19 protein-coding genes and 1 tRNA gene are annotated in these 16,896 nt (G+C 61.9%); 11 read left to right on the plus strand and 9 right to left on the minus strand.

Annotated elements, in window-relative coordinates; all coding sequences use genetic code 11:
- Position 1: 1 nt before the first annotated feature.
- The 7 genes from IHE39_RS06640 to IHE39_RS06670 all read left to right on the plus strand — a co-directional run bounded on the left by IHE39_RS06640 (position 2) and on the right by IHE39_RS06670 (position 6,038).
- Positions 2 to 1,012, plus strand: a complete 1,011-nt coding sequence (locus IHE39_RS06640) for a DNA-directed RNA polymerase subunit alpha (RefSeq protein ID WP_055976463.1) — start codon at positions 2 to 4, stop codon at positions 1,010 to 1,012.
- 109 nt (positions 1,013 to 1,121) lie between these two features.
- Entirely contained in the window at positions 1,122 to 1,550 is a 429-nt protein-coding gene (gene rplQ / locus IHE39_RS06645; RefSeq protein ID WP_115732095.1) for a 50S ribosomal protein L17, read from the plus strand.
- 195 nt (positions 1,551 to 1,745) lie between these two features.
- Positions 1,746 to 3,227: a DegQ family serine endoprotease gene (locus IHE39_RS06650; protein WP_192565865.1), complete on the plus strand. Its 1,482-nt coding sequence runs from the start codon at positions 1,746 to 1,748 to the stop codon at positions 3,225 to 3,227.
- A 58-nt stretch (positions 3,228 to 3,285) separates the two neighbouring features.
- The gene (locus IHE39_RS06655; protein ID WP_192565866.1) at positions 3,286 to 4,596 is read left to right on the plus strand and encodes a replication-associated recombination protein A; all 1,311 of its coding nucleotides are present in this window, start codon (positions 3,286 to 3,288) and stop codon (positions 4,594 to 4,596) included.
- A 236-nt stretch (positions 4,597 to 4,832) separates the two neighbouring features.
- Positions 4,833 to 5,186, plus strand: coding sequence for an ArsR/SmtB family transcription factor (locus IHE39_RS06660; RefSeq protein ID WP_343070062.1), 354 nt, complete (start codon positions 4,833 to 4,835; stop codon positions 5,184 to 5,186).
- Positions 5,179 to 5,607: a YeeE/YedE family protein gene (locus IHE39_RS06665; protein ID WP_192566068.1), complete on the plus strand. Its 429-nt coding sequence runs from the start codon at positions 5,179 to 5,181 to the stop codon at positions 5,605 to 5,607. Before IHE39_RS06660 ends, IHE39_RS06665 begins: the two co-directional genes overlap by 8 nt.
- A 2-nt stretch (positions 5,608 to 5,609) precedes the next feature.
- On the plus strand, positions 5,610 to 6,038 hold the full coding sequence (locus IHE39_RS06670) for a DUF6691 family protein (protein WP_192565867.1): 429 nt from the start codon (positions 5,610 to 5,612) through the stop codon (positions 6,036 to 6,038).
- A gap of 51 nt (positions 6,039 to 6,089) precedes the next feature.
- On the opposite strand, the gene IHE39_RS06675 is transcribed toward IHE39_RS06670, so the two are convergent.
- The 8 genes from IHE39_RS06675 to IHE39_RS06710 form a co-directional block, all read right to left on the minus strand.
- A complete protein-coding gene (locus IHE39_RS06675; protein WP_192565868.1) occupies positions 6,090 to 6,710 on the minus strand; it encodes a class I SAM-dependent methyltransferase in 621 nt (206 codons plus the stop codon).
- A gap of 328 nt (positions 6,711 to 7,038) precedes the next feature.
- Positions 7,039 to 7,854, minus strand: a complete 816-nt coding sequence (locus tag IHE39_RS06680; protein ID WP_192565869.1) for an MBL fold metallo-hydrolase — start codon at positions 7,852 to 7,854, stop codon at positions 7,039 to 7,041.
- 4 nt (positions 7,855 to 7,858) lie between these two features.
- Complete coding sequence (locus tag IHE39_RS06685) at positions 7,859 to 8,641, minus strand: TatD family hydrolase (protein WP_192565870.1); 783 nt, start codon at positions 8,639 to 8,641, stop codon at positions 7,859 to 7,861.
- Between the two features lie 11 nt (positions 8,642 to 8,652).
- The gene (gene metG / locus IHE39_RS06690; RefSeq protein ID WP_192565871.1) at positions 8,653 to 10,194 is read right to left on the minus strand and encodes a methionine--tRNA ligase; all 1,542 of its coding nucleotides are present in this window, start codon (positions 10,192 to 10,194) and stop codon (positions 8,653 to 8,655) included.
- An 86-nt stretch (positions 10,195 to 10,280) separates the two neighbouring features.
- Positions 10,281 to 11,336, minus strand: coding sequence for a DNA polymerase III subunit delta' (locus IHE39_RS06695; protein ID WP_192566069.1), 1,056 nt, complete (start codon positions 11,334 to 11,336; stop codon positions 10,281 to 10,283).
- A complete protein-coding gene (tmk, locus tag IHE39_RS06700; protein WP_192566070.1) occupies positions 11,333 to 12,004 on the minus strand; it encodes a dTMP kinase in 672 nt (223 codons plus the stop codon). The genes IHE39_RS06695 and tmk overlap by 4 nt, the downstream gene beginning before the upstream one ends.
- Before the next feature lie 113 nt (positions 12,005 to 12,117).
- Entirely contained in the window at positions 12,118 to 13,284 is a 1,167-nt protein-coding gene (locus tag IHE39_RS06705) for a D-alanyl-D-alanine carboxypeptidase family protein (RefSeq protein ID WP_192565872.1), read from the minus strand.
- Positions 13,285 to 13,405: 121 nt separating this feature from the next.
- Complete coding sequence (locus tag IHE39_RS06710) at positions 13,406 to 14,701, minus strand: septal ring lytic transglycosylase RlpA family protein (RefSeq protein ID WP_192565873.1); 1,296 nt, start codon at positions 14,699 to 14,701, stop codon at positions 13,406 to 13,408.
- Positions 14,702 to 15,123: 422 nt separating this feature from the next.
- On the opposite strand from IHE39_RS06710, the gene IHE39_RS06715 reads away from it, so the two are divergent.
- The 4 genes from IHE39_RS06715 (at position 15,124) to IHE39_RS06725 (ending at position 16,602) form a co-directional block, all read left to right on the plus strand.
- A tRNA-Ser gene (locus IHE39_RS06715) sits at positions 15,124 to 15,211 on the plus strand.
- A gap of 279 nt (positions 15,212 to 15,490) precedes the next feature.
- Complete coding sequence (locus IHE39_RS30400) at positions 15,491 to 15,727, plus strand: hypothetical protein (protein ID WP_210327471.1); 237 nt, start codon at positions 15,491 to 15,493, stop codon at positions 15,725 to 15,727.
- An 84-nt stretch (positions 15,728 to 15,811) separates the two neighbouring features.
- Positions 15,812 to 16,180, plus strand: coding sequence for a site-specific integrase (locus IHE39_RS30405; protein ID WP_210327472.1), 369 nt, complete (start codon positions 15,812 to 15,814; stop codon positions 16,178 to 16,180).
- Positions 16,162 to 16,602 carry a hypothetical protein gene (locus tag IHE39_RS06725; RefSeq protein WP_192565874.1) on the plus strand — a complete coding sequence of 147 codons (441 nt, stop codon included), beginning with the start codon at positions 16,162 to 16,164 and terminating at the stop codon, positions 16,600 to 16,602. The genes IHE39_RS30405 and IHE39_RS06725 overlap by 19 nt, the downstream gene beginning before the upstream one ends.
- 7 nt (positions 16,603 to 16,609) lie before the next feature.
- On the opposite strand, the gene IHE39_RS06730 is transcribed toward IHE39_RS06725, so the two are convergent.
- Positions 16,610 to 16,825, minus strand: coding sequence for a hypothetical protein (locus IHE39_RS06730; RefSeq protein WP_192565875.1), 216 nt, complete (start codon positions 16,823 to 16,825; stop codon positions 16,610 to 16,612).
- Positions 16,826 to 16,896 lie beyond the last annotated feature (71 nt).

Genomic DNA, 16,896 nt, shown 5'->3' on the forward strand with positions numbered 1-16,896 from the left:
TATGATCCAGAAAAACTGGCAGGAACTGATCAAGCCAAACAAGATCGAGTTCTCGTCCAAGAAGAAGACGCTGACCACGCTCGTCGCCGAGCCGCTCGAGCGTGGCTTCGGCCTGACGCTCGGCAACGCGCTTCGCCGCGTGCTGCTGTCGTCGCTTCGCGGCGCTGCCGTCACTGCCGTGCAGATCGACGGCGTGCTGCATGAGTTCTCGTCCATCGGCGGCGTTCGTGAGGACGTTACCGACATCGTGCTCAACATCAAGGAAATCGCCATCCGCATGGAAGGCGACGGCCCGAAGCGCATGGTCGTTCGCAAGCAGGGCCCCGGTGCCGTGCTCGCCGGCGACATCCAGACTGTTGGCGACGTCGAGATCCTGAACCCCGATCACGTCATCTGCACGCTCGACGAGGGCGCGGAGATTCGTATGGAGTTCACGGTCGACACCGGCAAGGGTTACGTGCCGGCTGAACGCAACCGTGCTGAAGACGCTCCGATCGGCCTCATTCCGGTCGACAGCCTCTACTCCCCGGTCAAGAAGGTTTCGTACAAGGTCGAGAACACCCGCGAGGGTCAGGTTCTGGACTACGACAAGCTGACCATGACCATCGAGACCGACGGTTCGATCACCGGTGAGGACGCAGTGGCATTTGCTGCTCGCATCCTGCAGGACCAGCTTGCACTGTTCGTCAACTTCGACGAGCCGCAGAAGGAAGTTGCAGCCGAGGCCGTTACCGAGCTCGCCTTCAACCCGGCGCTGCTCAAGAAGGTCGACGAGCTGGAGCTTTCGGTCCGTTCGGCCAACTGCCTCAAGAACGACAACATCGTTTACATCGGCGACCTGATCCAGAAGACGGAAGCCGAGATGCTGCGGACCCCGAATTTTGGCCGCAAGTCGCTCAACGAGATCAAGGAAGTTCTGGCCGCGATGGGTCTGCACCTCGGTATGGAAGTGCAGGACTGGCCGCCGGAAAACATCGAAGACCTCGCCAAGCGATACGAAGACCAGTACTAAGAAGACCTAGTCGAGCATGGTTCCGAGGACCGGATATTCCGGTCCGACGGCCTTGCGGAAAACCATCAGAGGCCGTGGCCTCTTGAACAAATGAAGAAGGAAAAGAGTCATGCGCCACGGTTTCAAAGGCCGTCGCTTCGCCCGCAGCGTAAGCCACCGCAAGTCCATGTTCGCCAACCTCTCCGTCTCGCTGCTCGAACACGAGCAGATCGTGACCACGCTCGAAAAGGCAAAGGACCTGCGTCCGATCGTCGAGAAGCTGGTGACGCTCGGCAAGCGCGGCGACCTGCATGCCCGCCGCCAGGTGATCGCTCAAATCGGCAACGAGAACGTCGTGAAGCGGCTGTTCGACGTCGTTGCGCCGCGTTACGCCACCCGCAACGGCGGCTACCTGCGCATCATGAAGGCTGGCTTCCGCCGCGGTGACAACGCCGCGATGGCTGTCATCGAGTTCGTCGATCGCGACACCTCGGCCAAGGGCGCAGGCGATCGCGTTCGCCTCGAAGCCGAAGCCGCCAACGAAGCTGACGCTGCATAAGCTGTCTGCACCGTTGTTTTGAACCGAAGGGGCCCTCGTGGCCCCTTTTGTTTTGGGCGATTGCCTCAAGGCTGCAGCGGTTCTTGCGCATCTCGCGCCAACTATGCGGAAATAACCGCTTTCGCGCGTATACAGCCTTTCAATTTGCACAATCGTCACGACAATGGCGCCGACTTAGACGTTGGAGGATTCGCAATGCGTGCGAAACGATATTTGCTGCTTGCGCTGGGCGCCTGGATGGCTGTTGCAGGTGGTGTCGCGGCCCAGGAAGCGACCAAGCCCGCTGAGGATCCCGGCCTGTCGGATGTGCTGACCGATCTGCTGAATGGCGGCAAGGACGGCACTGCGACGGCAGGCCCCGACCGTCGCGTGCCCTTCGGCCGCGAGGAGATGCAGCTATCGTTCGCACCACTGGTCAAGGATACGGCCGCTGCGGTGGTCAACGTCTATGCCTCCAAGCAGGTCAAGGCGCGTTCGCCTTTTGAAGGCGACCCGTTCTTCGAACAGTTTTTCGGTCGTGGTGCGCCACGCAACCGCTCTTCGCTCGGTTCCGGGGTGCTGGTCGATGCAAGCGGCATCGTCGTCACCAATAATCACGTCGTCCAGGACGCCGATCAGGTGAAGGTCGCGCTCTCGGATGGCCGCGAATTCACCTCCAAGGTCCTGCTCAAGGACGACACGCTTGATCTGGCGGTGCTGAAGATCGACGCCGACAAGCCGTTTCCGACGATCGCCATCGGCGATTCCGATGCGCTGCAGGTCGGCGATCTTGTGCTCGCCATCGGCAATCCTTTCGGCGTCGGCCAGACCACGACCAGCGGCATCGTCTCCGCACTGGCCCGCACCCATATCGGCGTGTCCGACTCTGGCTTCTTCATCCAGACCGACGCCGCCATCAATCCGGGCAATTCGGGTGGTGCGCTGATCAACATGGGCGGACAGCTCATCGGCATCAACACGGCGATCTTCAGTCGCACCGGCGGTTCGATCGGCATCGGCTTCGCCATTCCCTCCAATATGGTGCGTGCGTTCACCGAAGCCGCCAAGGGCGGTGCCGAGTTCTTCGAGCGGCCGTTCATCGGTGCCTCCTTCGAGCCGGTAACTCCACAGATCGCCGAGTCGCTAGGCATGGAACATCCTTCGGGCGCGCTGATCTCATCGATTGACGAGAATGGTCCGGCGGCACGCGCGGGCCTCAAGCCTGGCGACGTCGTGTTGTCGTTCAACGGTGCCGCGATCGAGCACATGGAAGCGCTCGACTATCGCCTGGCAACCCAGCCGATCGGTGGCAAGGCGACATTGCAGGTGCTGACCAAGGGTGAGGAAAAGGCCGTCGAGGTGGCGCTTGAGCGTGCGCCCGAAGGCGCCAGCACCAACGAGGTCCTGCTGGGCGGCCGCAGCCCGTTTGCCGGCGCCAAGGTCGCCGTGCTGTCGCCGCGGCTGGCCCAGCGCCTGCGCGTTGCGACCGACACCAAAGGTGTGGTGATCGTCGGCGTCGATGGCGGCTCGGCTGCTGCAGGTTTCGGTTTCCAGGCGGGTGACATCGTGCGCGAGCTCAACGGCGAAACCATCGACACCGCCGAAAAGCTGAAGCAGCTTGCCGAGGAGGATACGCGCTGGTGGCGGTTCACCGTCGAACGCGACGGTCGCATCATGCGGCAGATGCTGCGCTACTGAGCACCGGCACGATGCTGAAAGTCGCGGCATGTAACTGGATCGCGGGGAGGGCCATTCCTTGAGCTCTCTTTTCGACGAGGTCGTTCCGCGCCCGCTGGCCGAGACATTGCGCCCGCAAAGCCTGAGCGAGGTCATCGGGCAGGACCATATTCTCGGGCCTGACGGGCCGATCGGGCGTATGGTCAAGTCCAAGAAGGCTTCGTCGTTCATCCTGTGGGGGCCACCAGGCGTCGGCAAGACGACGATTGCCCGGCTGGTGGCCAGGGAAATCGGCCTCGATTTCGTCCAGCTCTCGGCTGTCCTCTCCGGCGTTGCTGATCTGCGGAAGGTCGTCGAAGCCGCCAAACAGCTCCGCAGCGGAGCAGGGCGGCAGACCGTGGTGTTCGTCGACGAACTCCACCGCTTCAACAGGACCACCCAGGACGCGCTGCTGCCCCATGTCGAGGACGGCACCATCGTCCTGATAGGTGCCACGACGGAGAATCCGAGCTTCAGCCTGGTCGCGGCACTGCTGTCACGTGCCAAGGTCTACACGCTCAAGCGCTTCGAAAAACCTGATCTTGCCGTCCTCGCCGAGCGCGCGGAAGCGCATGCCGGCAGGAAGCTGCCGCTGGACGCCGACGCGCGCGACGCGCTCTTGACCATGGCGGATGGCGACGGACGTTATCTGATCGGCCTCTGCGAGGAGTTGCTGGCGCTGCCTTCCGGCGAGGTGCTCGACGTCGCCGGCCTTGCCGAAACGGTGCAGAAGCGTGCACCGGTCTACGACAAGGGACAGGAGGAGCACTACAACCTGCTCAGCTGCTTCCATAAGAGCCTGCGTGGCAGCGACGTGCAGGCAGCGCTCTACTGGGCAGCGCGCATGGTTGTCGGCGGCGAATCTCCTGCCACGATCTTCCGCCGCCTGGCTTGCGCGGCGTCCGAAGACGTCGGCATGGCCGATCCGCAGGCGATGCCGCAGGTCATTGCAGCCTGGACGGCATTCGAGCGGGTAGGGTGGCCGGAAGGGCGTCTGTTCATGGCCCAGGCGATTACCTATGTGGCGACGGCGCCAAAGTCGAACGCCTCCTATATGGGTTTCAACCAGGCGATAGCTCTGGCCCAGCAGACCGGCTCGCTGGCGCCGCCCAAGCACATCCTCAACGCGCCGACAAAGCTGATGAAAGAACTCGGCTACCACGAGGGCTACCGCTACGACCACGACTATCCCGATGCGTTTTCGGGGCAGGAATTCATGCCGGATGAACTTGCGGGCTCCAATCGTCCGGAGTTTTATGCGCCGAACGAGCGCGGCTTCGAGCGCGACATCAAGAAACGGCTTGAGTTCTGGGCGCGCAACAAGGCCAACCGCGGCCAGCCCGGCGACTAACTCTCGGCAATCTGTCCGCCGATTATTCTCGACCACCGATCAATTTCTGACGTGACAAACGTACTGTCGCACAGTCGCTTCGACAGCGTTAATCAACTGCGGATTATCGATTGCAAAAAAACGCAATCATATATACGTAACTATTGAAACTACCGCGTTTGCGGTGAGTGTCGTGAAGCCACGCGCCTGACCTGGTGGGATCCGGACAGGCGTGCTCCCGAACCAAGGTTGACGTCGTGAATCTCGAACCCGACAGGGCGCTGTCTGAACTGCTTGAACGGGCAGGGGAAGCATCCGAGCTTCTGAAGAAACTCGCCAATCCCAACCGTCTGATGATCGTCTGTGCCCTTGTCGACGGCGAACGTTCGGTGCGCAACCTCGAAGACAGTCTCGGCATCCGCCAGCCGGGCCTGTCGCAGCAGATCGCCGAGTTGCGCGACGCCGGATTGATCGCCGGGCGCAAGGAATCGAAGTCGGTCTTCTATCGCCTTGCAGACGAGCGGGTCGCTGCGATCGTTGCGCTGCTCTACCGCATGTTCTGCGCGCCGAAGGCTGTGGCAATTCCAAACGAAAGCAGGAATGATGACTGAATTCACGTCCATCGCCTCCACAGTAGGTGGCATCCTGATCGGCCTCTCGGCCGTGCTGCTGATGGCCTGGGAAGGGCGCATTGCCGGTATCAGCGGCATCGCCAGCCGCCTGTTGCCGCCTTATGGCGATCATGCCTTACAGTCGCGCCTCGGCTTCGTTCTTGGCCTGGTCGCAGCACCGCTGATCTATCTGCTGGTGACCGGCAACGAGGTGCTTCAGACCGTTTCATCCAATCTGCCGCTGATGGCGATGGCCGGTTTGCTCGTCGGATTCGGCTCGGTCTACGGCAATGGCTGCACAAGCGGCCACGGTGTCTGCGGCCTGTCCAGGCTGTCTGTCCGCTCGCTGGCGGCGACGCTCATCTTCATGACCACGGCCTTCACCACTGTTTTCATCGTTCGGCATGTGTGGGGAAGCTGACCATGTCATTTGCAGTCAATCTCGCGCTTGGCCTGCTGTTCGGGGTCGGCCTCATCGTTTCAGGCATGTCCGATCCGGCCAAGGTATTGAATTTCCTTGATCTTTTCGGCAATTGGGATCCGTCGTTGGCCTTCGTTATGGGCGGAGCCGTCATCGCGGCGTTTTTCGGCTACCGACTTGTGCTCAAGCGTGAAAACCCGGTCGCTGCCGCCTCGTTCCAACTGCCCGCCAGCAAGGCGATCGATAGCCGGGTCTTGATCGGCCCGGCCATTTTCGGCGTCGGCTGGGGCCTTGGTGGTTTTTGCCCAGGGCCGGCACTGACGGCAGCCATGCTGGGATCGGCCGGCACCTATGCCTTCCTGCCGATGATGTTTGTCGGCATGTGGTTGGCCAGGACACTTGCAGCCAGGCGCGTTGCGGCGCCAGCGTGATGCAGCACATCAGGCGCTCCAGAGGCAGCTAATATACGGGTAGGGTGGTCGTCAGCCCCGTTTGCGTAACGTGCTGAACTGGAACAGCTGCACACTGTCCCACGGCGTCTTGTGTTCGTGACGGCGCGTGTCGGCCAACTCGAAGCCGTCGCCTAGCAGCTTGCCGATGCTGTCGGCATCGTGCCTGACGATCGGCAGACCGCTGCATTTCTCAGGCCCTTCAGGCGCGAATGTACCGATGATCGCATGGCCGCCTGGCTTGAGCGCCCGCGTCAAGACCGTGGCATAGGCGGCCTGGTCGGCAGCGTCGGTCAGGAAGTGGAACGCAGCGCGGTCATGCCAGATGTCATAGCTGCGGCTTGGCTGCCAGGCTGTCACGTCGCTGCAGACCCAGCGGATGCGATTTGCTTCCGCTCCGAGACGCGTGCGGTCGGCCTCGAGTGCTGCCTGCGAGATATCGAGCACGGTGACGTCGACAAAACCTTGGCCAATCAATGCGTCGACGAGATGCGAGGCGCCGGCGCCGATGTCGACGATTGCCGTGTCAGGCGTGGCACCGGCAAGGCCGAGCAGCATCAACGACGGTTCGGGTGTCTGCTGGAACCAACTGACCTGATCTGCCGCTTTGGTCTGGTAGATGGATTCCCAATGCGCGGTCCGGTCGTTGCTCATGACAAAGCTCCAATCATCCTTGCACGTCCAACGGTTACGGCTCGGACGCGTCAAAGGGGACATGGTTTTGTGTCCGCTGGCAAGCACGCCCATAAGTCGCATAAGATAGATTATGGAACTTGCACGATGTGCCACAGAGCTGTTTGGCTGCAGTTCTTCTGCTCTGGCCGTCGGCAAGCTGGCCAACGGCCCATTTGCCTGTGCTTCTATGGCATCTGCACGGTTGAAGCCAGCATGGCACGAGCTGGCGGCCACAAGACACGACACAAACCCGTCAGCGCCGCGGAGACGAGAATTGACGCCTGACTTGCATCAAGCAGCTTCCTTATCAGTCTGACGGATAAGACATTTCGATGATCATGCCGTCATAGGCTGGTTCGACATGCGCCGGCGTGGCGTCCATCACGGCGGCATAGTCCAGCGGCACATGCATATGCGTCAGCACGGCCTTGATCGGTTTCAGCCTGTCGATCCAGTCCAGGGCTTCCGGCAGCGACAGATGGCTGACATGCGGCCTGTGCTGCAGCGCGTCGACGACCAGCAGCTCAAGGCCGGTCATCAGTGCCGCCGTAGCTTCAGGAAAGTCGCTGACATCGGAACAATAGGCCAGCGGACCGACGCGGAAGCCGAGCGAAATGATGTCGCCATGGATCTGCGGCAGCGGCAGAAAGGTGAGGGCACCCCCCTCTCCCGTTATGACAAACGGCTGATCGTGCTCGATGATGTGTGGCCGCACGATCGGCGGATACGAGCTTCCCGGCGGCGTTTCGATGCAATAGCCGAAGGCCTGCGTCAGGCGTCCCAGCGTGAACTGGTCGGCGTGGATGCCGATCAGGCTGCCGCGCTCGAGCACATAGCCCCTGAGGTCGTCGATGCCGTGGATATGGTCGGCGTGAGGGTGCGTGTAGACAACCGCGTCGATGTGCCGGACGCCCGCAGTCAGCATCTGGGTGCGAAAATCCGGACCCGTGTCGATGATGACGCGCGTGACGCCGTTATTGGAAATGCGCTCGACCATGGCGGCCGCGCGGGTGCGCCTGTTCCTCGGATTCTCGGGGTCACAAGCACCCCAGTCGCCGGTAATGCGCGGTGTGCCTGGCGACGAACCGCAGCCCAGAATGGTGAGGCGCAGCACATCGGCCATGGCGTCAGGCTGGCCTCGGCATCTTGGTGAACAGCCGGAAGAAGTTGGCCGTGGTGATCTCGGCGATTTCGGCAGCACTTACGCCGATCGTTTCGGCAAGCACGGCAGCGGTGTGCGCCACGAAAGCCGGTTCGTTGCGCTGGCCGCGATGCGGCGGCGGCGCAAGGTACGGCGCATCTGTTTCGACCAGCAGCCGGTCACGCGGCACATCCTTGGCGACCTCGCGCAGCTCGGCCGAGTTCTTGAACGTCAAAATGCCTGAGAATGAGACATAGCCGCCAAGCTCGACGCCGATGCGTGCCAGCTCGGCCCCTGACGAGAAGCAGTGCAGGATGAAGGGGAATGCGCCCTTCCCCATTTCGTCCCTGAGGATAGCAGCCATGTCATCGTCGGCGTTGCGGGCGTGGATGACCAGCGGCAATCCGGTTTCTCGGGACGCTGCGATATGGACGCGCAGGCCCTGCGCCTGTGCGTCACGCGGCGCCTTGTCGTAGAAATAGTCGAGGCCGGCCTCGCCGATCGCCACCACTTTCGGATGCGCTGACAGCTTGACCAGATCCGCCGTGGTGACGTCCAGCTCTTCGGCGGCGTTGTGCGGATGCGTGCCGACGGAGCAATAGACTTCGTCGTATTCCTCAGCAATCGCAAGGATTTGCTCGAAGCGCTTCACGCGCGTCGAGATCGTGACCATGCGCTCGACCCCTGCCGCCTTGGCGCGCGCGATGATATCAGCGCGCTCCTCAGTGAAGTCAGGAAAGTCGAGATGGCAATGACTGTCGACCAACATTTCTGCCGGCCTCAGCTTTCTGTCGCCTGTTCGACATAGCGTGGGAACACCGGCTGGGGAGCCGGCAGAGTAGCACCCGGCACCAGTGCATGCGCGGCATCGACATGAACGAAGTCCCGGTCGGTGATGCCAAGCAGGTCGAGCAGCTTCGCCGCCGAGGCCGGAATGAATGGCTGGCACAGGATGCCGACACGGCGGATCACCTCTGCCGTGGTCCACAGCACCGTTTCCATACGTGCCGGATCGGTCTTCTTCAGCGCCCAGGGCTCCTGTGCGGCGAAGTAGCGGTTGGCCTCGGCAACAACGGCGAAGATCGCGGTAAGGGCGTGATGGATACCCTGCTCCGCCATCGCCTTGCGCGCCGTTGCCAGTGCGGCCACGGCCTGGTCGAGGATCGCCTTGTCGGCATCAGCCAGTTCGCCGCGCTGCGGCACCATGCCATTGCAGTTCTTGGCGATCATTGACAGCGAACGCTGCGCCAGGTTGCCGAGATCGTTGGCGAGGTCGGCATTGGTGCGGTTGACGATCGCCTCATGGCTGTAGCTGCCGTCCTGGCCGAACGGCACCTCGCGCAGCAGGAAATAGCGCACCTGGTCGAGGCCGTAATGCTCGACCATGGTGAAGGGATCGACCACATTGCCGAGCGACTTCGACATCTTCTCGCCGCGGTTGAACAGGAAGCCGTGGCCGAACACCCGCTTCGGCAATTCGATGCCGGCGGACATCAGGAACGCCGGCCAGTAGACCGCGTGGAAGCGCACGATGTCCTTGCCGATGATGTGCACGGCAGGCCAGTAGGCCCATTTCTCGGCGCTTGTATCGGGATAGCCGAGTGCGGTGATGTAGTTGGTCAGCGCGTCGACCCAGACATACATCACGTGTTTGTCGTCGCCGGGCACCGGCACGCCCCAGTCAAAGGTCGTGCGCGAGATCGACAGGTCCTTCAGGCCCGAGCGAACGAAGCTCGCAACCTCGTTGCGTCGCTCGTTGGGGCCGATGAAGTCGGGCTGGTTGTCATACAGCGCCAGCAGCTTGTCCTGATAGGCTGACAGGCGGAAGAAATAGCTCTCTTCCTCGACCCATTCGACTGGCGTGCCCTGTGGGCCGTAGCGAATGTTGTCGGGACGGACCTCGGTTTCTTCCTCACCATAATAGGCTTCGTCGCGCACCGAGTACCAGCCGGCATAGCTGCTCTTGTAGATGTCGCCCTTCTCCGCCATCGCCTTCCAGATCGCCTGGGAGGCGGCGTAGTGGCGCTCTTCGGTGGTGCGGATGAAATCGTCATTCGACGCATTCAGAAGCGTCGCCATCTTCTTGAATTCATTCGAATTGCGGTCAGCCAGTTCGCGCGCGGAAATGCCTTCGCGGTTGGCCGTCTGCAGCATCTTGATGCCGTGCTCGTCGGTGCCGGTAAGGAAAAACACATCCCTGCCGTCATGGCGCTGGAAGCGGGCGAGCGCGTCGGTGGCGATCAGCTCGTAGGCATGGCCGATATGCGGCTTGCCGTTCGGATAAGAGATCGCGGTCGTGATGTAGAATTTTTCGCGGGACATGGATGGGCCGTCATGAATGTCGGATTGAAAGGGTCGCGGTCAGATAACGCATCGGCATGGCGATAGCCATCCGGTTCGGACGAGCGTCACATTCGCAATGCGGCATTCAAGCGGTCGATCATGGCCAGGACGTGTTGTTTCTTGTCGAGATTGTAGGTCTCGGTCTCGGATATCGCGTTTTGCGCGTCGTGCCAAGCATCGGACAGGACGTTGGCCCGCGAAAGATCCGAGTTGCGTGCGGCCTCCGTTGCCGTATCCGACAGCAGGTCGAGCGCGCGGCGGTTGAAGACGTCGAACTGGATCGCGCTGTCCCTGCCCGCCACCGCATCGGCAAGCTTGTACGCGGCGGCAATGTCGTTGCGTCCCGACTGCACGATCTTGTCCAGCGCTTCGGCGATCTCCAGCCCGCCATACTGGGTAAGCAGGATCGCGGCACGTGCGCTTCCCCCTGCCCGCTGTACCAGCGCCGCACGCGCCTCAGGCTCATCGGGCGCCGGCTGATCGGTGCCGGCAAGGGCAGCCAGCAACGCGTCGTCGTCGAGTGGCGTCAACCGGATCGTCTGGCAGCGCGAACGGATCGTCGGCAGCAGACTGCCTGGCGCATGCACGATCAGGATGAACAGCGTGCGCGCCGGCGGCTCCTCGAGATTCTTGAGCAGCGCATTGGCCGCGTTGGTGTTCATGTCGTCGGCCGGATCGACGATGACGACACGGTAGGCGCCATCATGCGAGGTCATCGACAGAAAACGCGATACCTTACGGATCTCGTCGACGGTGACGACAGACTTGAAGCCCTTGGTCTTGTCGTTCTGTGGCCGCGTCAGATGCAGCACCGAAGGGTGCGCGCCGGTGGCGACCTGGCGGAACAGGCCAGACTTCGGATCCGGATCGGCCAGTTCTTCGGGTGCGTTGCGATGGTCGGGATAACGCAAGAGATGATGGGCGAGATGGAAGGCGAGCGTCGCCTTGCCGATGCCGACCGGTCCGGCGAGGATCAAAGCGTGCGGCAGCTTGCCCGAGCGATAGGCTGCGGTCAGCATCACGATCGCCTGTTCGTGGCCAAACAGGCGCGGATTTTCGGCCGGCTCAGGCACGCCGTCGAGCGTATCGTGCTGTTCGGGGGCGAGGCGTTCGAACATCAGGCGTCGGCCCTCGCCCGGCTGCCCGCCGTGGCGCGCGCTTCAAGGGCTGCGAACACAGCGTCGGTGATGGAATGCTCGACCTCTTCGGGGGCCTTCGACGCGTCGATCAGCACGCAGCGGTCGGGCTCGTTCTCGGCGATCGCCAGATAAGCCTCGCGTCGGCGCTGGTGGATGTCGACCGTCTCCTTTTCGAAGCGGTCGGCGACATCCTGTCCGCGCCTGGCGGTGGCGCGCCGCAAGCCTTCGGTCGGATCGAGATCGAGGATCAGCGTCATGTCAGGCATCATGCCATTGATCGCCACGCGCTCGACCGCCGCCATGAAGTCGGGATCGAGATCGCCTGTAACCCCTTGGTAGACGCGCGACGAATCAAGAAAGCGATCGCACAAAACGATGGCGCCGCGTTCGACAGCCGGTCGGATCACTTGTTCGACATGGTCGGAACGTGCGGCGGCAAACAGCAACGCTTCCATTTCTGGCCCGAAAGGCTCGGCTGCGCCCGACAACAGCACATGCCGCACCGCTTCCGCACCGGGCGATCCGCCGGGTTCGCGCGTCACGACGATGTCGTAGCGCTTGTCGCGAAGCTTGCTGGCCAGGCGCTCGATCTGTGTCGACTTGCCTGCCCCCTCGCCGCCTTCGAATGTGATGAAGAAGCCGCGCGCCAATCCAATGCCTTTCTGTCCGTGCATCGCAAGTTACGCCGTCCGAACGGCCTCACGGCATATCTTTATGTAGGTGCCGAAGCTCTAGCGTCGAGAGCCGCAAAGGTCCACCTGAACTATCTGAGCCAGCCGACCGCGAGTTCCTTGACCGCGTCGAGGGCGCGGCTTTGCAGTGAACCGACTTCGATAGACTCTGCGGCATAGAGCGGGGTTTCCTGGCTCAGCGTGTCGCCGATCCAGACTTTGAGCGAGCCGATCGGCGTTCCCTTGGCAATCGGTGCTGCCACCGGGCCGTCATAGACGATGCGTGCCACGAGCCGCTCGCGATTGGTCATCGGCAAAAACAGCGAGATCGGCTTCTGGGCCACCAGGGCGACATGCGACTTGGTGCCGCCGAACACCTGCGCCTCGCCCACCGGCTCGTTGGCGGTGAAGATCTCCGACTTTTCGAAGGAGCGCATGCCCCAGTCAAGCAGCTTGCGTGCTTCTTCCGAGCGCTCGCGGTCACTGGCAAGCCCCGCCATCGCGGCAAACAGCCGCCTGCCCTCGCGGTTGACCGAGCCGACGATGGCAAAGCCTTCGCCTTCGGTGAAGCCGGCAGCCATGCCGTCGGCGCCGATGTCCATGGTGATGAGCGGGTTGCGGTTGCGCTGCAGGATCTTGTTCCAGTTGAACTCCGGCAGGCTGTAGTAGCGGTAGAACTCGGGATAGGTGCGCCAGATGTGCAGGCCGAGCGTGGCGAGCTCACGCACAGTGGTGGTCTGGCCAGGCGCCGGCAAACCGGTCGAATTGACGAATGTCGACTTCTCCAGGCCGATCTCGCGGGCGCGTTCGGTCATCTGCAGGGCGAAATTGGCCTCGGAGCCGGCCATGCCTTCGGCAAGCACGATGCAGCCGTCATTGGCCAACTGTACGGTGACGCCCTGGATCAGGTCTTCGATGCGGATCTGCGACTTGACCGCGGCAAACATCGTTGACGCCCGCGATGCCGCACCACCGGTGCGCCAGGCGTTTTCACTCACCGCGAAGGTGTCGTCGAGCTTGTAGCGGCCGGACTTGATGGCGTTGAACACCACCTCCATGGTCATCAGCTTGGCCAGCGAGGCCGGCGCCATTGCCTTGTCGGGCTCTTTCGAAAACAGCACCGTGCCGGTTTCGGCATCGATCATGTAGGCTTGTGTTGCCTTGGTTTCGAACAGCTGCGCCTCAGCCTGCCCGACAAAGGCAAGCGCCGCTAGCAGTCCGATCAAGAGCTTGAGCGGTGTCGATAGTCTGGAAATCATGGAAAGCACTGCCCCGTTCGGCCCCGTTCCGGTCGAGCGTCTTGAACCTATCAGTCTTCAAGCGACCGGATCAACCGTGGCCGGGCAGATAGCCACAGCTCCTCGTTCGCGAAATCGTGCTTCAGTCGTGAACCGCAAAGGCGTCGGGCGCACCATGCGACCATGCTGCCTTCAGCATGGCGTCGATCGAAGTCTTGCCGTCCGGGTAGAGGTCGACCGAATACCAGGTCTTGCCTTCGATATCGGACTGCTCGACCAGGGTGCGGCCATAGGCAGAAAGCGCCTTGGCGACGCGCTGGGCTTCCGCGCCGTCCTCGAAAGTGCCGGCGGCGACATAGGTGTCGAGCTTCTGTTCGGCGCGCGGGCCCGGATTGAGGCGCTTCCAGGAATCGACGATGTCGCTTGACGTCATCGCCTTGCGTTCCAGTGCGGCGAAAGCCCTGGTCGCTCCGCTTGCGGTCTCGCTGGCGTAACCCATGGTGGCAAGCGCCACGCGGGTCTGCGGAACCATCATGCCGTCAGGACGTTCCGGCGCGATCGGCCCGAAATCCGGCAGCACCACGTCTATCATTCCCTGTCCCTGTGCCGCCATGGCTGGCTGCTCGAACTGGACCGCCTGAGCCGCAAGGCTGTTGGCCGGAGCACTGGCCAGTTGGACAGCGGCCGGTGCTGTATCGGTCATCGTGCCTGGAAACGCCGCCGCCTGCCCGACGCCAATGTTCGGCGTCGGTCCGTTCATGGCAATCATCACGCCTGCTGGCAGGCCGTCATTGCTCGGATCGGCCATGCCCTTGCCCGGGCGGTAGGATGCAAGCAGGTACCGGTCGTCGCGGCCGTCGAGCGGTGCACGGCCGACATATTCGACCTTCACCTTGGCCGTGCCGCTATGGGCATAGTCGAGCATCTCGGCGGCGCGCTTGGACAGGTCGATGACACGGTCGTTCGAATAAGGCCCGCGATCGTTGATGCGCACGATCACCGAACTGCCGTTCTTGGTGTTGGTGACGCGGGCATAGCTCGGCAGCGGCATCGTCGGGTGCGCTGCGGTCAGATGCGTCATGTCGTAGATTTCGCCATTGGCGGTCAGCCGGCCATGGAAGGCGTCACCGTACCATGAGGCTCGACCCATTGCGGCGTAGTTCTTGTCTTCCTTGGGATAGTACCACTTGCCGCGCACCTTGTAGGGCTTGCCGGTCTGGTCGCGGCCGCCGCCGCGCGGCAGGTTCGACATCGCCGTCGTCACGCGCGGACTTGCCTTCACGCCATATTCGGACTCGGCGAAATATTCCTTGGAGCGCTTCTTGCTGGCGACGGAAGTCGGCTTCTGGGAGGCGCAGCCGGCAATGAACACAGCGGTCGCTGCGAGAATGCTGATCGTGGCTGCGCGCCCAAGGCGCGTCCGCGTCGAGTTCTGCATTGTCGTGAAGTCCCCTGCCAGTCTACTCCGGCACCGCCAAACGATCGCAGTGCCGTCACGCATAAAATGGAGTTAGCTCGCGCACCTATCCCCAGTCCCCTATCTGCGCAGCTAATGCTTGCCAGCCTATTAATCGACTGTGGTCCGAAACAGGCAGGATTATGGCGTAATTGAGGCAAAGACCACCGCGCCTGGCCCGCAGCCCCCCCCTCGGCTTTCGATAGGTGGACGCGGCTGCTTTCAATCAGCCTGTTGCTCGGCGCCAGCGGCGTCGATTGCGCGGAAAGATGTCTCGGGCGCCGTTGACGCCGCGCCAAGGACAGCTATAAACGCGGCACTCGTGACCAGATGGTTGCAAGCCCCGTGCGCCTGCCGTCCCGACCATGTCGGCGCAGGCAAATGGCGAAGGGGTGCAATGGTTTGGAGGGATGGCCGAGCGGTTTAAGGCACCGGTCTTGAAAACCGGCGTGGGGCAACTCACCGTGGGTTCGAATCCCACTCCCTCCGCCACCTCTCACTCTGCCAAAGATTACCGAAGGCATTGGAAAATATGCAGTAAATGGCCGAGTACGCCCGGCCATCCAGTCGCCGCGCCCTTCTTTTGCTAACATTTTGCTCTGTATTTTGCTTACATTCGCCGCCTCTTTGATGGAGTAGTCGCGCCGTCAACGGGGTAGCGTCATGGGTAAGGCAATCACCATTCGGAAGCGCCGCGACACGTATCACATCGCCAAGCGCGTTCCGGTTCGTTACGCCGAGGTCGAGCCGAAGGCGTAAGTATGGATCAGCTTGAAGACCGACTGTGCCGAGATCGCGCAACAGAAGGCGGCTCGGGTCTGGAACGATCTCATCAACGCATGGGACGCCAAGCTGGCCGAGGACGCCGAGAGGGCATTCGCAGCGGCGTATAATTTGGCTCAGGCCCGTGGCTTCCGGTGGCTCTCCGCCGAGAAGGTCGCCACCCTGCCCCGCGCCGAGCTTCTGGAACGCATAGAAGCTGTCACCAAGCGCGAACGGCACTCCTGACCTGAAAGAGGCCGCTGCCACCCTCGGCGGGGCCGTGCAGCCCGCCATCCCAAGACACGGAATTCGAAGCGGGACATTCCATTGGTGGGGATCAGTCTGGAGGCGTTCAGGGCGTTCCCGGAAGGCTTCCCGACCTATCGGTTTAAGGACAAGATCAGCGACACCGTGAACAAGTTCCTGCGCGAGAACGGCCTTCTGGAGACCCAGCGACATACCCTTTACGGCCTACGTCATTCATTCGAGGACCGGATGTTAAAGGCCGGGATTGATGAGCGAGTGCGCCGCGATCTCATGGGCCATGGCATTGGAGGACGGCAACGGTATGGCGACGGTGCCTCACTGGAGACCGCCAGCGAACTTCTGGCCGCAATTGCCCCATTGATTGTGCTTGTGCGGTCACGCAGTAATGGGAGCGGTGGAGAATCGCAGCGATCATGGAGCGCAGCACTTTAACAGCTTGGTCTCTTCGGATTGCCGGTTTCATCGTCGGGGCCGGGATAGTCGTCGCACTTGAATTCGTGCTCGTAATGATTGCTCACAACATGGGCTACCGGCTCGTGCCTCGTGGTCTGGGCTGGATCGCGCTTCCAATTGGCGTCGGTGTTCTCGTTAGCCAGATTGCAGCCTCAATGAAGGCCATTGATGTGGATCGTATTTTCGGCGGATCGATCATCGTCAAGCAATGCGTTGCTGTCGCGGTTGGCTGGCAGCTAGTTGTCTTTGCCTACATATTTATGGCCGACCCGTTTGGCGGGTATATCTCTAGCAGAGAGTGGCCGACAATCTACAAGTGGATGCTTATGCCTCCAGCGGTCGCAGTCGTCTTGCTATTGCTGTACCAATGGGCCTTTCGAAAGCCGCCAAGCCGCACCTGAGAACTGGTTAGAGTGGCCGGACAGCCTTCCGCGCCGCCACGATCGCCCTCGCGCAGGCGACAGGATCATTGACGATCAGTTTGGTTTCCTCGGTTGCAATCTCGGATTCCAGTCTGTCGAAGATCGGCGCATATACATCGTCGTGGATGACCAGCAAGGCCACGGTGGCATGGGTCGAAAACAGCCGGTCAAGTGTCCGCGTGTTGACAGCTCTATCCGCCACTTCCCGTAGTGCCCGTAGTATCCGGAATGCTGCTGTTGGGTCAGGTGCCTGAAACGCATTGACGATTTTGC

Source organism: Aminobacter carboxidus (genome assembly GCF_014863355.1).
GTDB lineage: Bacteria > Pseudomonadota > Alphaproteobacteria > Rhizobiales > Rhizobiaceae > Aminobacter > Aminobacter carboxidus.